The sequence below is a fragment of the Nocardia sp. 149-1B genome, from assembly GCF_057747975.1.
In genome coordinates, this window is sequence record NZ_CM173233.1 from 4249796 (window position 1) to 4271380 (window position 21585).

Annotated in this window: 21 protein-coding genes and 1 pseudogene; 9 read left to right on the forward strand and 13 right to left on the reverse strand. The window is 69.2% G+C overall.

Translation table 11 applies throughout. The features are described from left to right. Nucleotides 1–24 precede the first annotated feature (24 nt). Nucleotides 25–1188 (forward strand): alpha-hydroxy-acid oxidizing protein, encoded by a 1164-nt coding sequence (locus AC3ANS_RS20275; RefSeq protein ID WP_488293380.1) that lies wholly within the window; start codon nt 25–27, stop codon nt 1186–1188. A 547-nt stretch (nt 1189–1735) separates the two neighbouring features. Here the strand turns inward: AC3ANS_RS20275 and AC3ANS_RS20280 are convergent. The 6 genes and pseudogenes from AC3ANS_RS20280 to AC3ANS_RS20305 form a co-directional block, all read right to left on the reverse strand. Next, nucleotides 1736–2323, reverse strand: coding sequence for an NADPH-dependent FMN reductase (locus AC3ANS_RS20280; RefSeq protein WP_488293381.1), 588 nt, complete (start codon nt 2321–2323; stop codon nt 1736–1738). Beyond that, a complete protein-coding gene (locus AC3ANS_RS20285) occupies nt 2316–3107 on the reverse strand; it encodes a siderophore-interacting protein (RefSeq protein ID WP_488293382.1) in 792 nt (263 codons plus the stop codon). The genes AC3ANS_RS20280 and AC3ANS_RS20285 overlap by 8 nt, the downstream gene beginning before the upstream one ends. A 31-nt stretch (nt 3108–3138) precedes the next feature. Next, nucleotides 3139–3873: an HpcH/HpaI aldolase family protein gene (locus AC3ANS_RS20290; RefSeq protein ID WP_488296536.1), complete on the reverse strand. Its 735-nt coding sequence runs from the start codon at nt 3871–3873 to the stop codon at nt 3139–3141. A 44-nt stretch (nt 3874–3917) separates the two neighbouring features. Further along, on the reverse strand, nt 3918–4703 hold the full coding sequence (gene hpaH, locus AC3ANS_RS20295) for a 2-oxo-hept-4-ene-1,7-dioate hydratase (RefSeq protein WP_488293383.1): 786 nt from the start codon (nt 4701–4703) through the stop codon (nt 3918–3920). 2 nt (nt 4704–4705) lie between these two features. After that, nucleotides 4706–5395, reverse strand: a complete 690-nt coding sequence (locus tag AC3ANS_RS20300; RefSeq protein WP_488293384.1) for a GntR family transcriptional regulator — start codon at nt 5393–5395, stop codon at nt 4706–4708. Continuing rightward, nucleotides 5392–6111: pseudogene (locus AC3ANS_RS20305) on the reverse strand (RraA family protein); the annotation flags it as partial. The gene AC3ANS_RS20300 and the pseudogene AC3ANS_RS20305, both read right to left, overlap by 4 nt. A 47-nt stretch (nt 6112–6158) precedes the next feature. On the opposite strand from AC3ANS_RS20305, the gene AC3ANS_RS20310 reads away from it, so the two are divergent. Then, nucleotides 6159–6818 (forward strand): GntR family transcriptional regulator, encoded by a 660-nt coding sequence (locus tag AC3ANS_RS20310; protein WP_488293385.1) that lies wholly within the window; start codon nt 6159–6161, stop codon nt 6816–6818. Nucleotides 6819–6833: 15 nt separating this feature from the next. On the opposite strand, the gene AC3ANS_RS20315 is transcribed toward AC3ANS_RS20310, so the two are convergent. The 5 genes from AC3ANS_RS20315 to AC3ANS_RS20335 all read right to left on the reverse strand — a co-directional run bounded on the left by AC3ANS_RS20315 (nt 6834) and on the right by AC3ANS_RS20335 (nt 13175). Continuing rightward, entirely contained in the window at nt 6834–8156 is a 1323-nt protein-coding gene (locus tag AC3ANS_RS20315; RefSeq protein WP_488293386.1) for a DUF3500 domain-containing protein, read from the reverse strand. Between the two features lie 19 nt (nt 8157–8175). Next, nucleotides 8176–9222, reverse strand: a complete 1047-nt coding sequence (locus AC3ANS_RS20320) for an amidohydrolase family protein (protein WP_488293387.1) — start codon at nt 9220–9222, stop codon at nt 8176–8178. 80 nt (nt 9223–9302) lie between these two features. Next, nucleotides 9303–10820, reverse strand: a complete 1518-nt coding sequence (locus tag AC3ANS_RS20325) for a sugar ABC transporter ATP-binding protein (RefSeq protein ID WP_488293388.1) — start codon at nt 10818–10820, stop codon at nt 9303–9305. A 77-nt stretch (nt 10821–10897) separates the two neighbouring features. Continuing rightward, a complete protein-coding gene (locus AC3ANS_RS20330) occupies nt 10898–11890 on the reverse strand; it encodes a sugar ABC transporter substrate-binding protein (protein ID WP_488293389.1) in 993 nt (330 codons plus the stop codon). A 247-nt stretch (nt 11891–12137) separates the two neighbouring features. Continuing rightward, the gene (locus AC3ANS_RS20335; protein WP_488293390.1) at nt 12138–13175 is read right to left on the reverse strand and encodes an ABC transporter permease; all 1038 of its coding nucleotides are present in this window, start codon (nt 13173–13175) and stop codon (nt 12138–12140) included. A 228-nt stretch (nt 13176–13403) separates the two neighbouring features. On the opposite strand from AC3ANS_RS20335, the gene AC3ANS_RS20340 reads away from it, so the two are divergent. Genes AC3ANS_RS20340 through AC3ANS_RS20370 form a run of 7 tightly spaced genes read left to right on the forward strand, consistent with a single transcriptional unit; the run spans nt 13404 to nt 19870 of the window. Continuing rightward, a complete protein-coding gene (locus AC3ANS_RS20340) occupies nt 13404–14141 on the forward strand; it encodes a dienelactone hydrolase family protein (RefSeq protein ID WP_488293391.1) in 738 nt (245 codons plus the stop codon). 34 nt (nt 14142–14175) lie between these two features. Further along, the gene (locus AC3ANS_RS20345; RefSeq protein WP_488293392.1) at nt 14176–15474 is read left to right on the forward strand and encodes an FAD-dependent monooxygenase; all 1299 of its coding nucleotides are present in this window, start codon (nt 14176–14178) and stop codon (nt 15472–15474) included. After that, on the forward strand, nt 15471–15941 hold the full coding sequence (locus AC3ANS_RS20350; RefSeq protein WP_488293393.1) for a nuclear transport factor 2 family protein: 471 nt from the start codon (nt 15471–15473) through the stop codon (nt 15939–15941). Before AC3ANS_RS20345 ends, AC3ANS_RS20350 begins: the two co-directional genes overlap by 4 nt. Continuing rightward, a complete protein-coding gene (locus AC3ANS_RS20355) occupies nt 15938–16789 on the forward strand; it encodes a fumarylacetoacetate hydrolase family protein (protein ID WP_488293394.1) in 852 nt (283 codons plus the stop codon). Before AC3ANS_RS20350 ends, AC3ANS_RS20355 begins: the two co-directional genes overlap by 4 nt. 5 nt (nt 16790–16794) lie before the next feature. Then, on the forward strand, nt 16795–17181 hold the full coding sequence (locus tag AC3ANS_RS20360; protein ID WP_488293395.1) for a RidA family protein: 387 nt from the start codon (nt 16795–16797) through the stop codon (nt 17179–17181). Between the two features lie 11 nt (nt 17182–17192). Next, nucleotides 17193–18662: an NAD-dependent succinate-semialdehyde dehydrogenase gene (locus AC3ANS_RS20365; RefSeq protein WP_488293396.1), complete on the forward strand. Its 1470-nt coding sequence runs from the start codon at nt 17193–17195 to the stop codon at nt 18660–18662. 14 nt (nt 18663–18676) lie between these two features. Beyond that, on the forward strand, nt 18677–19870 hold the full coding sequence (locus AC3ANS_RS20370; protein ID WP_488293397.1) for a DUF3500 domain-containing protein: 1194 nt from the start codon (nt 18677–18679) through the stop codon (nt 19868–19870). 66 nt (nt 19871–19936) lie between these two features. On the opposite strand, the gene AC3ANS_RS20375 is transcribed toward AC3ANS_RS20370, so the two are convergent. Beyond that, nucleotides 19937–20401: a MarR family winged helix-turn-helix transcriptional regulator gene (locus AC3ANS_RS20375; RefSeq protein WP_488293398.1), complete on the reverse strand. Its 465-nt coding sequence runs from the start codon at nt 20399–20401 to the stop codon at nt 19937–19939. Between the two features lie 40 nt (nt 20402–20441). Next, nucleotides 20442–21575, reverse strand: coding sequence for an FAD-dependent monooxygenase (locus AC3ANS_RS20380; RefSeq protein WP_488293399.1), 1134 nt, complete (start codon nt 21573–21575; stop codon nt 20442–20444). Nucleotides 21576–21585: the final 10 nt, after the last annotated feature.

The window sequence follows — 21585 nt, forward strand, 5'->3', positions numbered from 1 at the left end:
GCGTCCACGGTCTACCTTGTGCCGGTGGCGAACTACGCGGACTTCCAGACGGGCCTCTACTTCGCGGGCCTCGGCGGGCAGCTGCCGCCGTACCCGCTGACCTTCGCGGGACTCGAGGCCGCCGCGCGCGAGAAGATGGAGCACCGGCTCTTCGACTACGTCGCGGGCGGCGCCGGCGACGAGCACACCCAGCGCCACAACGTGGCGGCCTTCGAGCGCTGGGGGATCCTGCCTCGGATGCTCTCCGGGGCGGCCGAGCGCGACCTCTCCGTCGAGCTGTTCGGCCACCACCTGCCGGCGCCGGTCTTCCTCGCCCCGATCGGGGTGCTCGGCGTGATGACCGACGACGAGCACGGCGACCTCGCTGCGGCCGCCGCGTCGGCGAACTCCGGCGTCCCGATGGTGGCCTCCACGCTCATGCAGGACCCGATGGAGGAAGTCGCCGCCGCGCTCGGCGACACCCCGGGCTTCTTCCAGCTGTACACGCCCAACGACCGCGAGGTCGCCGAGAGCCTCGTCCGCCGGGCCGAGGCAGCGGGCTTCCGCGGCATCGTCGTCACTCTCGACACCTGGACGTTGGGCTTCCGGCCCCGCGACCTGCAGCACGCGACGTTCCCCCAGCTGCGGGGCGCGTGCCTGGCCAACTACTTCTCCGACCCGGTGTTCCGGTCCCGGCTCGCCGCGACCCCCGAGGAGGACCCGGGGGCCGCGACGCTGCACTGGGCGATGACGTTCGGCAACCCGACGCTCACCTGGGACGACCTGACCTGGCTCCGGGGCCTCACGGACCTGCCCCTGCTGCTCAAGGGCATCTGTCACCCCGACGACGTCCGCCGGGCGAAGGACGCCGGCGTCGACGGGATCTACTGCTCCAACCACGGTGGCCGCCAGGCGGCGAGCGCGCCGGCGCTCGACCTGCTGCCCGCGGTGGTCGACGCGGCCGAGGGCACCCCGGTGCTCTTCGACTCCGGCGTCCGGTCCGGCGTCGACGTGGTCAAGGCACTCGCCCTGGGCGCCACCGCCGTCGGCATCGGCCGGCCCTACGGCTACGGGGCGGTGCTGGGCGGTACGCCGGGCATCGAGTTCGTGCTGTCCTGCCTGCTCGCCGAGGCCGACCTGACGATGGGCCTCAACGGGTACGCCTCGATCGCCGAGTTGGGGCGCGACGTGCTGGTCCGGCTCTCGTGACCCGGGTGCGCGCCCGATTCCGCTGAGACCGAGGTGGGCGGCCCCTCGGGCAGCCGCTCCCGCACTCCGGCGAGCCCGATCGCGGCGACGAGCGCGCCGGCACCGGCCGACCCAGGCCACGCTCCACCCCGCGGCCGACGCCGGTCCGTGCTCGACGATCCGCCCCCGGAACAGCGCCTCGCCGACGGCGAGGGCGACGACCCCGATCACCTGACGGCCCATCGGCAGGGTGCCCATCGCGGCGCCGCGGCCGGCGGGAGCGGTCATCCGGCCGATCGCCACCTGGAGCCCCGAGAGCGCGGGGCCCATACCGAGCCCGAGCACCGCCATCGCGAGCAGCGGGAGCCATCCGCGAGCTCCAGGGGCCCCTCGAGCCCGGCGAGCCGTTCTCGGCACAGGTCGAGCTCGGCCTGCGCATGAACGCGGTCCTCGTCGACTGGCTGCACGAGCAGGCGGACCGCTCGACGTGATCGGCACAGCCGGTCAGTGCGGAGAAGGCGAGGGCAGGGCCACGCCCCCCTCCTCGACCTGCCGAGTACCGCGCCGGTCAGCCGCCGGGTTGCAGGGCGACGAGCCGCCGACCCAGCAGGAGGATCTCCTCGAGCATGGCCCTGGTGGCGATGGACTGCTGGTCGTTCGGCTCGAATCTGTCGTCCCCGATCTGACCGCGGATGAACGGCCCGACGAAGGCCTCGGCAACCGGGACCATGCGGAGCGCCAGGACGACCTGCTTCAGCTGCTGGACCGCACGCAGACCGCCCGAGACTCCGCCGTACGACGCGAAGCCCACCGGCTTGTAGGCCCACTCCTGGAAGACGAGATCGAGCGCGTTCTTCAGCGATGCCGGGTAGCCGTGGTTGTACTCCGGGGTGACGATGACGAACGCGTCGCACGACGCCACGCGCGCACTCCACGCCACGGTGTGGTCCTGGACGTAGTCACCGGTCCTCGGATGGTGCGGCTCGTCGGTCCTGGCCGGTAGGTCGACCTCGGCCAGGTCGATGAGGTCGACCTCGAGCTCCTCGTGCTGCCGAGCTCGATCGGCGATCCAGGCGCCGACCTTGTCCCCGACCCGCCCCGGACGGACGCTCGCGACGATCACTCCCAGCCGGAGCTGGCGCACCGGCTCAGTCATCGCCGAAGTCGTGGTCGGGGTGGTTCGCCTCGCCCACGCGCCAATAGCCCCGCGTGGTGACGCGGTCTCGGGCCAGGGACCGCTCGTCCAGCAGGTGCGCACGGATGCGGCGTACGGCGCTGGCCTCGCACGCCGTCCAGACGTGGCCGTGCTCGGCGAGGTCTGCGGCCCGGACGGCGGTGAGCAGTCGTTCACCCCAGCCCCGGCCAGAGCGGTGGTGCCACACCGTGGTGACACCGGGGTGTGGCGGCAGGTCCAGGTGGTCGTCGTCGCCGTCGACCTCCAGATGGACCTGCGCGGTCACGTCGGTCGGCAGCGACTCGATCAGTGTCGCGATGGCAGGGACGGCGCTCTCGTCGCCACCGATCCACCAGGTCGGGGCGTCCGGAGCCACCGCCCAGCGGCCGCCCGGGCCGCCGATCGCGACCCGGTCCCCGTGCCGAGCACCCGCTGCCCAGGTAGCTGCCGGTCCGTCACCGTGGAGCACGAACCACACTTCGAGGGTGCAGGTGCGCGCGTCGAAACGGCGAGGGGTGTAGGTGCGCATCGTCGGGCGTCCCTCGGGCCACCTCAGTCCTTCGGACGTGACCTCGGGCACCGCGACGTCGCCGGAGTCACCGGGAAGGAAGAGCTTGATGTGCGAGGTCGGCGGTGGCGGGCCGAACGTGGCGAGCGATTCGCCGCCGAAGACGATCGACCGCATGCGGTCGGTCAGCCGCTCGACCGAGAGGACCTCGACGGGACGAGGCGGTGAGCGGCGCGGGCCGCGGGCTGCGGGTTCCATGGTGTTCCTTCTGAGCAGGATCGAGAGCCGGTCAGTAACCGGCGCGGGTGGGGACGTCGGCGGCGATGAAGCGGGCCGCCAGCGCCTCGGATCCGCGGGCGAGGAGGGCCACGTCCGCGCCGACCAGCACGAACGACGCGCCGTTGGCCAGGTAGCCGTCGGCGACCTGCGGATCGAACGCGTTGACGCCCACCGGCTTGCCGGCCTGTCGCACGCCGTCGAAGGCGCGCGCCACGGCAGCAACCACGTCCGGATGGGTCTGCTCGCCGATCAACCCCATCGATGCGGCCAGGTCGGAGGGGCCGACGAAGACGCCGGCGACACCATCCACGGCGGCGATGGCAGCAGCGTTGTCGACACCGAGCTTCGACTCGATCTGGACGAACAGCGACACGTGCCTGTCCGCGTTCACCAGGTAGTCCTCGACCCGGTTCCACCGGGCCGATCTGGCGAGCGCCGACCCCACTCCCCGATCCCCCCACGGCGGGTACCGGACCGCTCGTACGGCGGCTGCCGCCTGATCGGCGTTGTCGACCATCGGCACCAGGATGTTCTGCGCTCCGAGGTCGAGGACCTGCTTGATCATCACCGGCAGCAGGCCCGGCACCCGGACCACAGGCACCGCGGGATACGCCGCGACGGCCTGCAGTTGCGCGAGCACGGGCTCGAGCTGGTTGGGGCCGTGCTCCATGTCGATGAGCAGCCAGTCCAGCCCACCGCCCGCGCAAATCTCTGCGACGAGGGGACTGCCGCTGGACACCCACATCCCGACGAGCGGTCGGTCCGCGGAGGCGATCGCCTCGCCGAACGTCACTGGAAGCTGCACGAGATCGTCCCCATCGGTCCGTAGTCAGCCAGGACGCTGTCGCCACGGGACACCCACATCGGCCGGGTGAACGACCCCGCAAGGACGACTTCACCGGCATCGAGGCTCGCACCATGTTGATGCAGCTTGTTCGCCAACCAGGCCACGCCGGTCGCCGGATGATTGAGCACTCCGGCCGCGACACCGGTCTCCTCGATGGACTCGTTGCGATAGAGCAGGGCGGAGATCCAGCGGAGGTCGACCGCGTCGGGGCGGGTCGGGTTGCCGCCGAGGACCAGGCCGCCGTACGCCGCGTTGTCGGCGATCGTGTCGACGATGGTCCGTCCCTCCAGCTCCAGGTGGGAGTTGAGGATCTCCAGCGCCGGTACGACGTACTCGGTGGCGCGGAGCACGTCGAAGACCGTGCAGTGCGGCCCCTCCAGGGGAGCCGACAGCAGGAAGGCCAGCTCGACCTCGACGCGCACGTTGGAGAACTCGTCGAAGGGGACGACCGCCCCGTTCTCCCACACCGTGTCGTCGAAGATCACCCCGTAGTCCGGCTCGGTGATCCCGGTCGCAGCCTGCATGGCTCTCGACGTCAGGCCGATCTTGCGTCCAACGAGGCGTCGACCTGCCTCGATCCGCCGGTCACGCCACCTGCCTTGGATGGCGTAGGAGTCCTCGACCGTCGCCTCCGGGTGCCGCGCCGAGATCCTCGGCAGGACCGAGCGATCACTGTGGGCGCGCTCGAGCTCGGCGGCGAGCGCGTCGAGGGCGTTGGCGGAAAGCACGGTCAGGCTCCTTCGAGGTCGTGGTCGTGGTCGCGGTTGCTGCGGAACGCCGTGAGGGAGGCCGTGCGGTGCGCTCGCACCGCCCACTCGATCTCGTCGCGGTCGGCGCCCGCCTCGATGAGGTCGAGCAGGGCGTCGTGCTCGCAGACCGACTCGCGCGGCCGGCGGGGCAGGAAGCCGAAGATGGAGTCCCGCAGGTGGCCCAAGCGTCCCCACTCGCTCTCGACCATGGCCAACAGCCGCGGGTTGGGGCACTTCAGGTAGAGCGTGTGGTGGAACTCCTGGTTGAGGACGCTGAACAACCGGGAGTCGAAGTCCGCCAGTCCGCTGCGCATCACCTGGTTGAGCTCCCGGGCGCGACCCAGATCGGCCACGGTGAGGTACGGCGCCGCCAGCGCGGTGGCGGCGCTCTCGATGACCGTGATCACCTCCATCGCCACCAGGTACTGGGTGGAGTCGACCATCGCCACCTTGGCGCCGACGTTGCGCTCGAAGGTCACCAGCCCCTCGGCCGTCAGGTGGCTGATCGCCTCGCGGACAGGTACCGCGCTCATGTCGAGCTGCGAGGCCAGGTTGGACAACACGAGCCGATAGCCGGGGCCGAAGGTGCCCGACCTGATCCGCTCGCGGATCCACTCGTAGGCGATCTGGGACTTGCTCGTCGCCGGTGGCGCGGGGACTGTCTGGGTCACCGGGGGGTCCGCCCCGGGTCGGCGTGCGCGAGACGTGCGGCGTCGTACCGAGCGCGCCACTCGGCGTTCATCGGGAAGAGCCCCTCGATCGGGTGACCCGCGGCGACCTGCGTCGCGATCCAGCCGTCCTCCTCCTCCTGAGCGATCGCGGCATCCGCGACCTCGTCGGCGATACCCGGCGGGATCACGATCACCCCGTCGGCGTCGCCGACGATGACGTCGCCGGGCTGCACGGTCGCTCCACCACAGGCGATGGTCAGGTCGGCGTCCCACGGCACGTGCCGGCGCCCGAGGACGGCCGGGTGAGGGCCCGAGGTGAAGACAGGGATGCCGACGGCGGCGACCGCCTCGGCATCGCGGACCCCACCGTCGGTCACGATGGCGGCCGCTCCTCGGGTCTGGGCGCGGATGGCCAGGACGTCACCGAGGGTGGCTGACCCGCGCTCGCCTCGTGCCTCGATCACGAGGACCTCCCCCTGCTCGACGGTGTCGAAGGTCCGCTTCTGCGCGTTGTAGCCACCGCCGTGGCGGTCGAAGAGGTCTTCCCGGAAGGGCACGAAGCGCAGCGTCCTGGCGGTTCCGACGAACCGCTGGCCCGGGACCAGTGAGCGCACGCCGTCGATGAAGACGCCTTCCAGTCCTCGGCGGCGCAGCTGGGCCGAGAGGCCCGCGACCGGCGCGGACTCGAGCTTGGCGCGGAGTTCGGGGGTCATCAGCAGGCGCTCCGATGCATCGTGTACGGGATCATGATTGGATTCGGTCCATGCCCAGCAAGTCCGAGCAGGCGTTCCGGATCCTCAAAGAGCGGATCATGGAGGGCGCTTACGGGCCCGGACACCGCCTGGTCATCGACCAACTGGTCCGGGAGCACGGCATCAGCTCGGTGCCGTGGCGTGAGTCGCTGCGTCGTCTCGAGGCCGAGGGTTGGGTGGAGATCGTCCCGAACGTCGGCGCACTCGTCGCGACGTTCGACACCGATGCCTGGCAGCAGGGACTGCACATCGTGGCGCGCCTCGGCGGCTTCGCCACGGCGCTCTCGGCGCCCCACCTGACCGAGTCCGACCTGACAGCTGCCCATACGCTCGACCGGCAGATGAAGGAGGCACTTGCCGACTTCGATCCGGCCCGCTTTGGTCGGCTGAACCGGGAGTTCCACCAACTGCTCGCCTGCCGCTGTCCCGACCGCCGCCTCGTCGACATGGTCGACAACGAGTGGGCGCGCCTCGAGGTCGTCCGGAGGTCGGCGTTCTGGTATGCCCCCGGCCGCGCCCAGGCCGCCATCGCCGAGCATGAGGGCATCCTCCAGCTGATCGAGTCCGGCTCGTCGGCCGAGGCCATCGAGGCAGCCGCCAAGCAGCACGAGATCAACACGATCGAGGCGGTCACGAAGTACGAGGCCACCCTCCCGCCCCGTCGGTTCTGAGCCGGACGCCACGGATCACTCGCCGCGCTCGCGCCACTGCGCGACGAGCGCCCTGGCGTAGTCGTTGCCGTTCGGGTGGCGCAGCGTGGTGTGCACGTGGAAGCGAGCGGGCAGCTTGTTGGTGAGCCACACCCCGGCATGGTCGTCGAACTCCGTGATCAACACCGGACTGTGCACGCGGAAGTAGAACGGCTGCGAACCGTCCGTAGCGCCGTACCAGGAAAGCCAGGTCTCACCGAGGTGAGCGTCGTACTCGCTCAGCGCCTGCTCGCGCTGTGACTCGATCAGGAGCAGCAGCGAGTCGGCCACGATGCTTCGCAGCAACTCGCGCTGGGCGTCGTCGAGGTCGCCGGCGTTGATGCCCTCGTAGGGGATCACGCGGTTGTCGCGGAAGGCACCGGCCACGTGCCGCTCGTCGGCGGGATGGAGGCGGCCCTCGGGCATGGCGGGATCCAGCACCGAGCCGAAGACCACGGCTTCCTCCCGCTGTGCCGGCGTCAGGGAGGCCCCCAGCCGGAGCGCAAGCGACTCACGTGCCTCGAACAGCGGCCGACGCTCGTCCTCGGCGTCGTCCGTCAGCGCCGGCTCGCCTCCGAGGAAGACCGGCGCGATGACGTGCCGGCCGCCGACGGCGACGAAGTTCAGCGCGACGTGGTGGCCGAAGAGCTGCCATCCCCACGGCTCTCCCTGGTCACCCACCGCCGGGTCACCGAAGATCGAGAACCAATAGCTGTGGCGGTTCATGATCGTCGGCAGGCCGACGAGCTCGCCGAGGTAGCCGTTGAGCTCCATCGCGGCGCCGACGCGGTCATAGCCCTGCGGACTCATCGACGCCCGCAGCACCCCGTGGATCGCCGCTGTCTTGCCCTCGGCGAGTACCTCCATCCGCAGGCCGACCCGGTACACCATGAACTCGGGATTGCTCCACGCCCGCCACTGCGGCGCATCGATGTCGTACTGCACGGCATCGAGCTCTCCTGGTGTCAGCATCCCCAGGAACCGCTCAGCCGCGGCGGCAGCCGCAGCGTCGTACGTCGCCGGTCGCTCCGGGAGCGAGTAGAGCCCCTCCTGGACCTGACCGTCGGCGGTGATCCCGACGAATGGCTCGCGGTAGAGCCCGTCCCAGTGGACGAGGAGATCACGCAGGAACGGCGCCTGGTAACGGTCCTGGGCGAACTGCTCATAGGTCATCCCGCGGACCTCGACGAGCTTAGGGTCCTCGAGGTCGAGCAGGTGCGTGCGATAGCTCTCGTCGGAGAGCTCGACCGCGTCGTCACGGCCGGCCGTCCGGGCGGTGGTGAAGAAGTCGTCGATGTCCTCGTCGGGGGTGGCACTCATGTCTCGGCCCTGTTCTCGGTCAGATCGGGAGGTTGAACATCTTCTTCGCGTTGCCGTACATGACGGCCTCGCGGTCGGCATCGCTGATGTCCAGCTCGTGGTTGACGAACTCGACGCCCTGACTCATCCACGACCGGAAGACCGGGAACGAGGAGCCGAACATGTAGTGGTCGGCCCCATTGATCTGGAGCGCTGCCTCGACCTGGACCTTGCCCCACGAGTGCGGGTGGGTCAGGTCGAAGAAGATGTTGTTCTCGAGGTACTGCCTGATCTTGTCTCCGCCCGTGGTCGACAGGCGCTGGATGGCCTCCCCGGGCTTGGGCGCGTGCGGGGTCAGCAGAGCCGTGGCCGCGAACCAGTTGCCGCCAAGCATGGTGTGCGTGAACCTGAGGTCCGGCAGCTCGTCGAACATGCCGCTGAAGACCTCCCGGCCGACAGCGATGCCCTGGTCGATGATGCGGCCGTACTCGCGACGGAAGTTCTGGTAGTCGATGACCGACTTCCACTCCACCGGCAGCGGCGTGTGGTGCACGATCACCGGCACCTTCTTGTCGTTGAGGATCTTCAGGTAGGGACGGAAGACCGGGTCGTCGAGGTACAGCTGGCCGTAGTGGCAGGCGACCTGGACGCCGACGGCGCCGTTGTCGAGGCAGCGCTCGAGCTCGTAGATGTTCTCCTTGCCACCCCACGGCGGCACGCAGACCGTCGAGAAGAGACGGCCGTCGGACTCGGCGACGATCTTGGCGGCGTTGTCGTTGACGGCCTTGCAGGTCTCGAGGTCCAGCCACTCCTGCCACACCGGGACACGCATGACGCCGTAGTCGACGCCGGCTTCGTCCATGGCCTTCAGCTTCGCCTCGGTCGAGTAGTCGCCCTCGACGTAGTTGAGGTTGGGGTACCCCTTCGGCTTCTCGAGAACGAGCTGCTTCTTGCCGTCCTCCATCGTGATGACGCTGGCGATCTCGCCGAAGCCGCGGGGAGCGCTGTTCAGGAAGCCGTTGAGGATCTTCTCGTTGGTGAAGAGGTCTTCCGGGAGGTGGTGGATGTTGATGTCGACGACGGTCATGGGATCGGTCACTCTTCTCGCTCGCTGGTGTCGGTGCGGTTCTCGTGCGTGGTACGTCATGGTCGCGCCACGGTCGTGTGTCAGCCGGTGGCGGCCCTCTGTCGAAGGCGGCCGCGCGAGCCGTCGGCGTACAGGGCGCCGACGATCCGCTCCGGAGTGATCTCATCAGTCAGCTCCTCCCGGACCACACCCCCGTCGAAGACGAGGACACGGTCACACAGGAGGGCCAGCTCGTTCTCGTCGGACCCAGCGACCATGACGGCGCAACCGGCCGTGGCTGCCGCACGGACGGCCTGGACGATCGTGTGCCGGGCGCCGACGTCGACAGCCTGGGTGGGCTCATGGAGGAGCAGAAGGCTCGGGTCGGTGGCCAGCCACTTGGCCAGCAGGATCTTCTGCTGGTTGCCACCGCTCATGTTCCTCAGCAAGATGTCCGGCCGTGGGGGCCGGACGTCGAGCCGGTCGATCCAGTCCTGGGCGAGCGCCTTCTCGGCACGACCCCGGAGGGGCGCTACCGACCGTTTCGCGGTACACGTCTGCGGAAACGCCAGGTTCTCCGAGAGCGTCATCTCCATCGCCAGGCCGGCCGCTTCGCGGCCCTCCGGCACGAGGGCGATGCCAGCCGCGACGGCCCGAGCCGGGCTGAGCCGACGGAGGTTGGCCGTGCCGCGCGGCACCGTGATGATGCCCGCATCCGCCCGTGAGACCCCGGCCAGCAGATAGGGAACGTCGTCGTAGCCGGAGCCACCCAGGCCCGTGAGCCCGACCACCTCGCCGGGCTGCACAGTGATGTAGAGGTCGCGCACACCCAGACCGCTGACTCCCTCGACGAGGATTGGAGCACCACCGACGGTGCCCGCAGCGGTCCGATGCTCGAGGTCGTCGGCGTTGCGGCCGAGCATGAGTGACGCCAGCGCGGTCTTGTCCATCCCCGCGACGGTACGGCCTGCGACGACCACCTCACCGTCACGGAGCACGGTCACGCGATCGGCAGCATCGACGACCTCCTCCAGCCGGTGCGTGATCAGCAGCACCGACGTACCGGTGGCGACGATGCCGTCGAGCAACCCGAAGAAGCGCTCCAGAGAGTCACGGCCCAGAGCGCGGGTCGACTCGTCGAGGATGATCAGGCCACCGTCGTCGGGAAGGTCCTGCAGGGCCCGGGCAATGGCGACCACGGCGCGCTCGTCCTCACGCAGATCCGCGATCCGCGCGTCCAGAGGGATCCGGCGACCCATCCGTTCGAAGACGGCCTCGCTCGCCGCGCGCTCGCGCCGCCAGTCGATGCGGCGCAGGAACCGCGAGCCGGTCAGCCGGCCGAGGCGGGTGTTCTCCAGGACCGTCGCGTCCTTGACCAATCCGAGGCTCTGATGAACGACCGCCACTCCCGCGGCCCGAGCCTCGTCCGGTCGGATCGGCAGCTGCAGCTCTGCGCCGTCGACCCGGATCCGACTGCCGAGATCCGGAGCGTAGACGCCTGTGAGGATCTTCGCGAGTGTCGACTTACCACAACCGTTCTGCCCGATCAGGGCGTGGATCTCGCCCGGCGCGACGTCGAAGGTGACGCCACCGAGGACGCGGGCATTGCCGAACGTCATCGACACCGACTCAACTCCGAGCCGCGGACCCGCCGGCGCGAGGCTCACGCCCCGGACCGGCGCCCCTCGAGTGTCGATCACGCGACGCCCCAGAGCTTCTTGAAGTCATCGGTGAAGCTGGTCGGCCCGAACCATTCGCCGGAGAGCTCCGCCTCCTCGGTGAGGGTGACGTCGCCGATGTTGTCCTTGGTGAACAGACGGGTCGGGATGTTGTACTCAGGCACGGCCTGACCGAGGATCAGGCGCAGCGCGGCGTCCGTGTTGACCCAGCCCTGGAAGGCGGCCGCCTGAGCGGTGACCGCGGCGAGGGATCCGGACTCCAGCGCCTTGAGGCCACCGAGGGACGCCGATCCGGTGGTGACCTTGATATCGGTCCGAGACGTCTGCTGCACACCACCCTGCGTCGGCTGGAGATACTGCTCGAACTGAGCGTCGACGTAGGTGATGCCCGGGTCCTTGAGCAGCGCGGCGCTGGTCGACGAGGGGACGAGAGCGAAGTTGGACGACGACACCTGGTTGATCGTCAGCTTGCACTCCGGGCAGTCCTCCTTCAGCGCCGCCTGGCCGTCGGCGACGTAGCTCGCCGGAGACGGCCCGTCGGCACTCTGGTTGACCAGGATGCTGCCCTTGCCCTGGGAGTCGGCAGCGATCCAGTCGAAGAGGCGGATCTGTTGCTCGCTGCCGGGGACCGGTACCCACGTGAGCGTCTTCGAGGCAGGGTGCGCCTCGTCGGGCACCTGGTTGCTGATGACGACGGGGATGCCGGCCTCTTGCGCGGCGTCGAGGCCGTTCGAGGCCAGGACGTACGGGATCGCGTCGGCCACGATCGCCGCCGCCTTGGCATCCGTGGCCTGGCCGATGCAGGCGCCGATGTCCGTCGGCGTCCCCTTGCCGTCGCAGACCTGGACGTGCATGCCGACGGCGTCGGCTGCGGCGGTCAGCGCCTTCTCGGTCGTCGTGAACTGCGGAGCCTGCATCGTGATCGGGATGTAGTAGATGGTCTTGCCGGAGACCGATGCGACGTTGTCCAGCGGCTCGGTCGGCACCGGGTAGGCGTCGAGAGGCTTCATCGCAACAGCGAGGTCGCCGCTCAGGGCGGAGCTCGAGGTGTCACCGGTCGGAGCGGCGCTCGACCCGTCCGAGTCGCTGCCGCAGGCGACGAGAGAGGTCGCCAGGACGGCAGCACCGCCGGCGACAGCCCACGCACGGACGCGCCGTAGGGCGGTAACGGGACGTGCAGAACTCATGTGAGGCTCCTTCTGTTTGCTGAGGACGGCGCTGGCAGTTGTGGCAGTTCCGAGAGCGACCGGCGATGGATCAGCGCGAGCGTTCGCGCAGCACGGTCGAGATCGTGACGGCGACCACGAGAACGCCGCCGTAGAAGACGCTCGTCACCCAGGAGCTCGCACCGAGCAGCTGAAGGCCGAGGACTCCGGTGGCGAGGAAGAAGACGGCCATCAGGGTGCCGATCGGGTTGAAGCGACCCGGCTGGAGGATCGCCGTGCCCAGGAATGTGGCTGCGAAGATGGGCAGCAGGTAGCTCTGCGACACGTTCGGGTCGAAGCCTCCGGTGGCGGCCGCGGAGAGCACACCGCCGACGCCGGCGATGAGGCCGGCGATCGCGAAGGCGCCGATACGGACCCGGGTCACTCGCACACCGGCCAACCGGCTCACCTCACGACTCTCGCCGACGAATCGCATGTTGCGGCCCAGCGGGGTGAAGTGCAGGACGTAGGCGAACACCAGCATGAGCGCGACCCCGTAGAAGAAGCTGATCGGCAGGCCCAGAACCGGTTGCAGCGCGACGTCCTTGAATCCGGCCGGCAGGCCGCTGACGGGCATCAGGTCGGAGACCCACAGCGCGATACCCAGCAAGAACGTCCCCATGCCGAGGGTGACGACGATCGTGTTCACGCCGACCTTGACCACCAGCCAGCCGTTGACGGCCCCGACCAGGGTGGACAGGACGAGCGAGGCGAACGCGGCCGCACCCACGCCCCAGCCGTGGTTGACGTTGAGGACGGTCAGCATGATGGCCGAGAGTCCGTAGTTCGAGGCGATCGACATGTCGACGAACTCGCCGACCACGATCGTGCACAACAAGGCCGCAGTGAGGAAGACCAGGGCCGCCTGGTTCTGGCTCCCGAAGATCACCTTGAAGCTCCCCGACGTCAAGAACGTGTCCGGACGGAGGGCAGCGAAGAGGACGGCCAGGGCGATCCAGACGCCGATGACGGCGAACCGGGAGGCGATCCACACCGCACCGCTGCCTCGCTTGGCTGGTGCGAGCGGCTCGGCCCCTACGGGAGGAGTCACGTCGGTTGCCGGCTCGGCGGTCGTGGAGATCTCGGTCATCTGAACTGGTGCTCCCTGACTGGTTCGTACGGCGTGTGATGCCCGTCACGGGGGATCGTGTACGAAACCATATACATAATCCGCTCGAGCGCAACCCCTCATATCACCCAAATCATTGTTGAAATCGTACACGATCTCCTCTACGGTTCCGGTGCACCCTGTGGTGCGCACCACATCCGCACAGCACGTCCCGATGGACACCCGCGCAGCTCGAGAGGACGACAGCCTGTGACCGAGGCAGCTCCCCGGGACGTCGAGTACTGGCACGACGACACCCGGATGGTGGGGATGATCCACCCGTCCGCGACCGATGCTGCTGACACCGCCGCGGTCCTCCTGCTCCACGACGCCTTCGGCATCAGCGCGGACATGGCGACCGTCGCGCGACAGCTCGCCGCCCGCGGGCACCCCGTGTTCACGGCCGATGTGTGGGGCGAACGCAGCGTCCCCACCTCCGACGCAGAGATCGGACCGCTGATCGGCTCGCTGACAGGGGATCGCGAACGCTGGCTCGGACGTGTGTCGGCCGCCCACACCGCGCTGGCCGCGCAGCGGGAGTTCACTGACCGCCCCCTTGCGCTCCTCGGCTACTGCTTCGGCGGCTCGTCAGCGCTCGAGTACCTCCGCACCGGCGCACACGTCGCAGGGGTCGCGGCGATCCACCCCGGGCTCGACCTGCTCGACCACGACTGGAGCCGGCCCGGTTCGGCATCTGTGCTCCTCGCCGTCGGCACCCGGGACCCCATGGCCACACCATCCATGTGGAGCCGGCTGACCGACGACCTGGACGGGGCCGGTCTGGACTACCAGCTGCACCTCTACAGCGGCACCACGCACGCCTTCACCAGCTCCAGGGCGATGCACTCCCCCCACCCGGAGCTCTTCGCGTACCACCCGCGCAGCGCCGCGCGTGCCTGGGTCGCCACCACCAGCTTCCTCGCCGAGCTCTCCGCTCCGGCCTCCTGACCACACACCCGACCCGCACCCCGAGGACCACGACATGACTTCCCACGATCTCGACATCGCGATCATCGGCGCCGGGCCCGCTGGCCTGCTCACCGCGCTGCGCCTGCACCAACGGGGCTTCCGGCCGACCGTCTACGAGGTCGTGCCGGAGCTCAGGCCGCTCGGTGTCGGTGTCGACATCAAGACGGTCGGCACCGCCGAGATCGATGACCTCGGCCTGCTCGAGGAGTTCCGAGCGATCTCCGTCGATGCCGAGGACTCGATCTTCTACAACCACTTCGGGCAGGAGATCTACGCCGAGAAGTGCGGCGTTCACATGGGCTATCTGCACGAGCAGCGCTTCGTCCACCGTGGTTCGCTCCAGATGCTCTTGTACACCGTCGTCGTCGAACGGCTCGGCTCCGACGCCATCCACCTCGGCGCCGGCGTGACCGGCTACTCCCAGGACGAGACGGGCGTGACCCTCGACCTCGAGCACGCCGACGGACGGACCGAGCAGGTCCGACACCAGGCAGCCATCGCCGCCGACGGCATCAAGTCGGCGATCCGCAAGCAGATGGTCCCCGACCTGTCCGAGCCACACTTCTCCGGCATCACGATGTGGCGCGGTACCACGCTCATGGAGCCGTTCCGCAACGGTCACACGATCCTCCACATCGGCGATCCCAACGTCGCGTCGATGATCGTCTACCCGATCGCCGACGACTTCGAGCGGACCGGGAAGACGCTGGTCAACTGGGTCGCCGAGACGAACGGCGAGGAGACCATCGAGGACTGGAACCAGGTCGGAGACATCAGCGAGGTCATCCCGCTGTTCGACACCGTCAAGCTTCCCTTCCTCGACGTGCAGCAGATGATGCGGGACGCCCGCGAGGTCTACCTCTTCCCGCTGATCCGGCACGACCCGCTGGAGAACTGGGTCGACGGCCGAGTTGCGCTGCTCGGCGACGCCGCCCACGCGATGTACCCGCGGGGAGGCAACGGCATCACCCAGGCGATGCTGGACGCCCGAGTCATCGTCGACAAGCTCGCCGAGGCCCCGGACGACCCGCACGCGGCCTTCGTCAGGTACGACGAGGCCCGACGAGAGGGCGTCAACCGGATCGTGATGAACATGCGAGGCGAGGGCTACGAGGTCATCCGCCGGATGGTCGCCGAACGCACGGAGGGCAGGCCCTTCGACGACGTCGAGGACGTGCTGCCGCTCGCCGAGGCCGACGAGATCTTCAGCAGGTACCACGCCCTCGTGGGCTCACCGCGACCCGGCTTCGAGGCCGGCGAGGCCACCGGCTACCGCACCAACGACCTGGACGAGTACGGAGCCAAGGCATGACGGTCGACCCCGTCGTGCTGGCGGACGCGGACACGCGCACCGAGATCCTCGCCGTCGAGGAGCGGCGCCAGAGGGCCCTGCTCGACCTCGACATGGCGACGCTCGAAGACCTCTACGACGACTCACTGATCCACACCCACGCGCCGGGGCTGACCCATGACAAGAAGCAGCTGCTCGAGCACGTCGCCACACGGGCGCCGTACAAGGGCGCCAGCCGCGGCGAGCTGACGATCCGCCTCATCGGCGACGTCGCGATCATGACGGGCCGCCTGACCAATCGACTCGGCAGCCCTGACGGCACCGAGCGGACCGTGGCCGGCCAGGTGATCCAGGTGCTGCGCCGCTGCGAGGACGGGAGGTGGCGCTTCGTCAGCTTCCAGATGACACCGGACGGGGAGCACGTCTGGACGCCCACCGCGGCCGAGCAGGCCCGGCTCGACAAGATCGCTCACGAGGAGCAGAAGTGAAGATCGCCCGTTTCCACACCGCCGACGGACCGACCCGACTCGGCCGGGTCGACGGCGACCACGTCATCGACATCTCCGACATCGTCGGTGGCACGTCACTGCGCGCCATCCTGCCGGTGCTTCCCTCGCTCAAGCAGCAGATCCTCGCGGCCGGAGGCCGGTCGCACTCGCTCGTCGACGTCGTCCTCGAGCCGCCGATCGACAACCCGCAGAAGTACCTGGGCATCGGCATGAACTACAAGGAGCACGCCGAGGAGGCGCGCGCAGCTGGCATCCCCATCCCCGAGAGCCAGATGTGGTTCAACAAGCAGGTCTCCTGCATCGTCGGGCCCTTCGACGCCATCGTGAAGCCGAGCATCTCCGACGCTCTCGACTACGAGATCGAGCTCGGGGTGGTCATCGGCCAGCGCTGCAAGCACGTCCCCGTCGAGGATGCACGCTCGGTGATCGCCGGCTACCTCGTCACGAACGACGTGTCCGTCCGCGACTGGCTGCAGAAGAAGTCGCCGACGTTCACGCTCGGCAAGTCCTTCGACACCCACGGCCCGATCGGACCGTGGCTGACGACCGACGACGAGATCGCCGACCCACTCGACCTGCAGATGCGACTGACGGTCAACGGCGAGGTCCGTCAGGACTGGTCGACCAGCGACATGGTCTACGACATCTATGAGCAGATCGCCTACCTCTCGCAGGTCTTCACCCTCATGCCGGGTGACATCCTGGCCACCGGGACGCCGTCGGGCATCGGTGCCCCGACCGGCAACTTCCTCAAGGTCGGCGACCTGGTCCGCGCGGAGATCGAGGGGCTCGGCCACATCGAGAACCGCGTCATCGCCGAGGGCTGAGCGACATGGGCCAGCGCACTAGCGTCCACCTGCCGGGGTTCAGCCATGTCAATCCGATCCCCGCCGCGAGCCGCATCGGCCCCTTCGTGGCGACCGGGGCGATCACCGGGCGCGATCCCCGGACCGGGGAGATGCCTCCCGATCCCGACCAGCAGTTCGCCCATGTCTTCGCCCACGTGCGGCGCCTGATGGAGGAGCTTGGTGGCACGTGCGACGACATCCTCAAGATGACCTTCCACCTCACCGATCCGAACGACCGAGAGACGCTGAACCGCGAGTGGACGTCCATGTTCCCCGACCCGGCGAGCCGCCCGGCCCGCCAGGCGATCGCGGCACGGCTCGACCGGGGCGCGGTCGTCCACTGTGACCTGCTCGCAGTCCTGAGCAGCTGAGGAGACACCCGATGAACCAGCACGAAGTCGCACTCCTCGCGTCGGTCCCCGACAGCCTCTACATCGGCGGGGAGTGGCGGGGCGCCTCTGACGGAGCGACCCTCGACGTCCAGGACCCCGCCACGGGCGAGGTCATCCGCACCGTCGCCTCGGCTTCCGTCGCCGACGGCGTGGCCGCGCTCGATGCGGCGGACACGGCCTTCCGGTCGTGGGCCGTCACGCCGGCACGGGAGCGGGCGGAGATCCTGCGGCGCACGTTCGATCTCCTGACCGCGCGAGCCGAGCAGTTCGCCCTGCTGATGACCCTCGAGATGGGCAAGCCGCTCGCCGAGGCGCGGGGCGAGGTGGCGTACGGCGGCGAGTTCCTTCGCTGGTTCAGCGAGCAGGCGGCCCACATCTCGGGCCGCTACGGCGCCAGCCCGGAGGGCTCCGGCCGGATGATCGTGACCCAGCACCCGGTCGGCCCGTGCTACCTCATCACGCCGTGGAACTTCCCGCTGGCGATGGCGACCCGCAAGGTCGCACCCGCCCTCGCTGCCGGGTGCACGGTCGTGATCAAGCCGGCCGCCCTGACGCCGCTCACGACGGCGTACTTCGTGCAGCTGCTCGAGGAGGCCGGCCTACCTGCGGGCGTCGTCAACGTCGTCACCACGGCGGCCCCCGGGACGATGTCGGAGGCGATCATCGCCGACCCGCGCCTCCGCAAGCTCTCCTTCACCGGCTCGACTCCGGTGGGCCGGCGACTGTTGGAGCAAGCCGCCCCCGGCGTCCTCCGCACGTCGATGGAGCTCGGAGGCAATGCGCCCTTCATCGTCTTCGCGGACGCCGATCTGGACAAGGCGATCGACGGCGCGATACTGGCGAAGTTCCGCAACATCGGCCAGGCGTGCACCGCGGCCAACCGGCTGCTCGTGCACGAGAGGGTCGTCGAGGAGTTCACCGACCGGCTCACCGACCGGGTCGAGAGCCTGGTCATGGGACCCGGCACCGAGCCCGGCGTGGCCATCGGCCCGCTGATCGACGAACGTGCGGTCGCCAAGACCGACGAGCTGGTCCGCGACGCCGTCGACCGCGGCGCGACGGTGCGCACCGGCGGGGCGCCCTCAGCAGGCCCCGGGTTCTTCTATCCCGCCACGGTCCTTGCCGGCGTGCAGGCCGGCAGCGCTCTGCTGAGCGAGGAGATCTTCGGACCGGTCGCGGCCATCGCATCCTTCCGTGACGAGGACGAGGCGGTGGCCCTGGCCAACGCCACCGAGTACGGCCTGGTCTCCTACGTCTTCACCGAGTCACTGGCACGCGGCCAGCGCATGATCGAGCGCCTGGAGACCGGGATGATGGGGCTCAATGTCGGCGCCGTCTCCAACGCGGCCGCGCCCTTCGGCGGCTGGAAGATGTCCGGGCTCGGCCGCGAGGGCGGCGATGAGGGCATCCACGAGTACCTCCAGACGAAGTACACACTCACCCCCGACCCCTTCGCCTGAGGAGTGCCGACAGCATGACGAACCCTGCCACGACCACGACCGTGACCTTCGAGGCACCGGTGACGATCAAGCGGATGCTCTTCTCCACCTGGGCGCTGCTCGACTCGCTCCGCCCCGACCTCAGGGCAGCCGCGATCGACCCCGACATGGACGCACCCGGCCGCGTGGACTGGGACTTCATCCCGAAGCCCGATCGTGCCGGCATCGCAATGCACGCCCTGGACCGGCACCAGAAGGTGATCGCCCACACGCTGCTGAAGGCCGGCCTCTCGATGCGGGGCTACAGCCAGGCGCTGTCAGTCATGGCGACGGAGAACATGCTGCGAGAACTCGAGGTGATCGAGCGCGGCTTCGGCGTGCTCGCCGGCAACTTCCGTGACCCGGAGGGCTACTGGTTCAGCTTCTGGGGCCGCCCCGGCTTCGAGGACACCTGGGGCTGGCGGGTCATCGGCCACCACCTCTCCCTCAACTACACGATCGTCGCGCAGCGCTACCTCACGGTCACACCGCTCGCGATGGGCGCGCAACCGGTCGGCGCCGGCGTTCTCGATGCGCTCGGCGAGAACGAGCGCCGCGCACTGGCGATCTTGAACTCACTCTCCCCTGATGCCCGGGACGAGGCCGTCGTCCACCACGTCGCCCCTGCCGACTTCGTGACCCGCCAGGTACCGCGCGTCGGCGCCGAGGAGTGGCCCGACTGGGTGGACCTGGGCATCGTCGGCTACGAGACCACCGACGAGGATCGTGAACGCCTCCGCTTCGTCAAGGCGGACCCGTCCGGCATCAAGGGCTCCGACCTCTCCGGCGGGCAGCTGGACGCTGTGCGCGAGCTGCTCCTCTACTACGTGGAGACCGGCCCCGACGAGCTCGCCGCGCAGTACCGCCGGCAGGTCCTGGCCGAGGACCCCCACAACATCCGGTTCGCCTGGGCTGGTGGACTCGAGGCGAACACGGCGCACTACTACCGGATCTCGACGAAGGACTTGCTCGTGGAGGCCGACAACGCCGTCGCCGCCGGTCAACACGTGCACGCGATCTGGCGCGACCTCAACAACGACCTGGGCCACGACCTACTGCTCGACCACTACGCCGAGCACGGCCCGAACGGCCAGCACCTCCGCCGGAGGCTGGTCTCTCACCGGCCGACCGAGTCCGCCCCGCTCGATGTCACCGGGTGGTACGTCCCCCAGGTGTACGCCAGGCCGTAGTCCCCAGATGCCGGGGCTACCTCGGCGAGCGCTGATCCCGGGGCCGGCAGCCGGCCGCCCTGATCCTCAGGAAGGAGCGGGCTCGTCGCGGGCCGCACGCAGCGCGTCGTACAGCGCCCGGAGGGCCGGGGTGGCGCTCGCCAGCGCCTCCCGCTGCTCGTCGCTGAGCGTGGCGATCGCCGCCTCGATCGGCTGCGACCAGCTCGCCGCGATCGCCGCATGCTCGATGTGGCCGCCCTCCGTCGCCGAGACCATGGTGAGGCGGCGGTCCGCCGGGCTCGCCTCCCGGACGACGAGACCCCGGTCGGCCAGCACGCGGAGGGCGGCGCTCACGTTGGGCTGGCGGAGGCCCAGAGCGCCGGCCAGCTCCCCCACGGTCGAACCGGGCGCGTCGATGACCTGCTTGAGCAGCGCCAGCTCGGTGGTCGGGATCGGGCCGACGCCTGCGCGCTCGGGAGCCCGTCGGTGGACGGTCCACCCGAGCTCGCGCAGGACGTCGGCCAGCTCTCGAAGCTGTTGATGGCCACTCACCGGGCGAATGCTAACGAACGCCCGGCGTTCGCTCACTGCCTCAGAGAGGCTGCGCCATCACCGCGAGGACGTGGTCGGTGGCGGCGACGTTGTCGAACCCGGGCTTGCGACCCATCTCCCACTCAGCGATGTCGAGGGAGGTGTCCACGACCAGCTTGCACCGCTCGAATCGGCGATCGGCGTACTCCGCAAAGGCGGTCTCGAGGTCGTCGTGCTTGGCGAGCACGTCGGCCAGCACGACACCGTCCTCGATGGCCTGGGCCGCGCCCTGACCCAGGTGCGGAGTGATCGCGTGGACCGCATCGCCCATCAGCACGATCCGTCCCTTGTGCCACGGAGCGTCGACGATCAACGACTCCTCGGGGCGAAGCACGATGTCGCAATCCTCGGTGATGAACTCGTCGCGGATGCGACCCATGAAGCCGCCGAACGGCGCGAGGTACTCGCGCAGCCTCTCGGCGCTGTCCATGCCCGAGTCGGGTGACTGCTTCTCCATGTGGGCGTTGTAGAAGAGATACGCCAGGTCCTTGCCGATCGGCACCAGCCCGGCCATGCCCGCTGGGCTCGCCTGCAGGATGATGCTGTCGATCTCGGGCAGCAGCGGGATGTTGACCCGGTACGCCGACTGCCCGATGTAGTACGGCGCGACCTCGCTCTCGATGACGTAGCCGCGAACCTGGGAGTACACGCCGTCGGCGCCGACCACCACGTCGAACCGACCCGTGGCGCCGTCGCTGAAGGTGACGTCCACGCCGGCACCGTCGTCCTTGAGCTCGCTGAACGTCGTCGAGTATCGGATGACCACCCCCGTGGCCATAGCGTGCCCGGTGAGGATCTCGTGGAGCTTGGGACGGGTGAGCCCGTTCATCGGCGGCAGGTCGACCCCCGGGACCGGCGTGCCCGGCATCTCCTTGATGAAGGTGCCGTCCGTGGCGTAGAGACCACCCCACCGCTTGGCGGGGTAGCCGGCCGCGATGCAGTCCTGGGCACAGCCGATCATGTCCAGCGCACGCAGCGCGTTCATCGGCTGGATGATGCCGACCCCGTAGACAGAGGAGTGCACATCGGAGTGCAGTTCCACGACGGTGGTCTCGAAACCCTTCTGCTGCAGGGCGATGGCGGCGGAGAGACCGCCGATTCCGCCGCCGACGACGAGAACCGCTCCTCGAGTCATGGGACATCCT

Coding starts and splice junctions, on each gene's coding strand:
- AC3ANS_RS20335 (WP_488293390.1), bottom strand. CDS start 13,175: ATGACCGAGATCTCCACGACCGCCGAGCCGGCAACCGACGTGACTCCT.
- AC3ANS_RS20290 (WP_488296536.1), bottom strand. CDS start 3,873: ATGTGGGTGTCCAGCGGCAGTCCCCTCGTCGCAGAGATTTGCGCGGGC.
- AC3ANS_RS20380 (WP_488293399.1), bottom strand. CDS start 21,575: ATGACTCGAGGAGCGGTTCTCGTCGTCGGCGGCGGAATCGGCGGTCTC.
- AC3ANS_RS20325 (WP_488293388.1), bottom strand. CDS start 10,820: ATGACGTTCGGCAATGCCCGCGTCCTCGGTGGCGTCACCTTCGACGTC.
- AC3ANS_RS20370 (WP_488293397.1), top strand. CDS start 18,677: ATGACGAACCCTGCCACGACCACGACCGTGACCTTCGAGGCACCGGTG.
- AC3ANS_RS20310 (WP_488293385.1), top strand. CDS start 6,159: ATGCCCAGCAAGTCCGAGCAGGCGTTCCGGATCCTCAAAGAGCGGATC.
- AC3ANS_RS20360 (WP_488293395.1), top strand. CDS start 16,795: ATGGGCCAGCGCACTAGCGTCCACCTGCCGGGGTTCAGCCATGTCAAT.
- AC3ANS_RS20330 (WP_488293389.1), bottom strand. CDS start 11,890: ATGAAGCCTCTCGACGCCTACCCGGTGCCGACCGAGCCGCTGGACAAC.
- AC3ANS_RS20350 (WP_488293393.1), top strand. CDS start 15,471: ATGACGGTCGACCCCGTCGTGCTGGCGGACGCGGACACGCGCACCGAG.
- AC3ANS_RS20365 (WP_488293396.1), top strand. CDS start 17,193: ATGAACCAGCACGAAGTCGCACTCCTCGCGTCGGTCCCCGACAGCCTC.
- AC3ANS_RS20285 (WP_488293382.1), bottom strand. CDS start 3,107: ATGGAACCCGCAGCCCGCGGCCCGCGCCGCTCACCGCCTCGTCCCGTC.
- AC3ANS_RS20320 (WP_488293387.1), bottom strand. CDS start 9,222: ATGACCGTCGTCGACATCAACATCCACCACCTCCCGGAAGACCTCTTC.
- AC3ANS_RS20315 (WP_488293386.1), bottom strand. CDS start 8,156: ATGAGTGCCACCCCCGACGAGGACATCGACGACTTCTTCACCACCGCC.
- AC3ANS_RS20345 (WP_488293392.1), top strand. CDS start 14,176: ATGACTTCCCACGATCTCGACATCGCGATCATCGGCGCCGGGCCCGCT.
- AC3ANS_RS20280 (WP_488293381.1), bottom strand. CDS start 2,323: ATGACTGAGCCGGTGCGCCAGCTCCGGCTGGGAGTGATCGTCGCGAGC.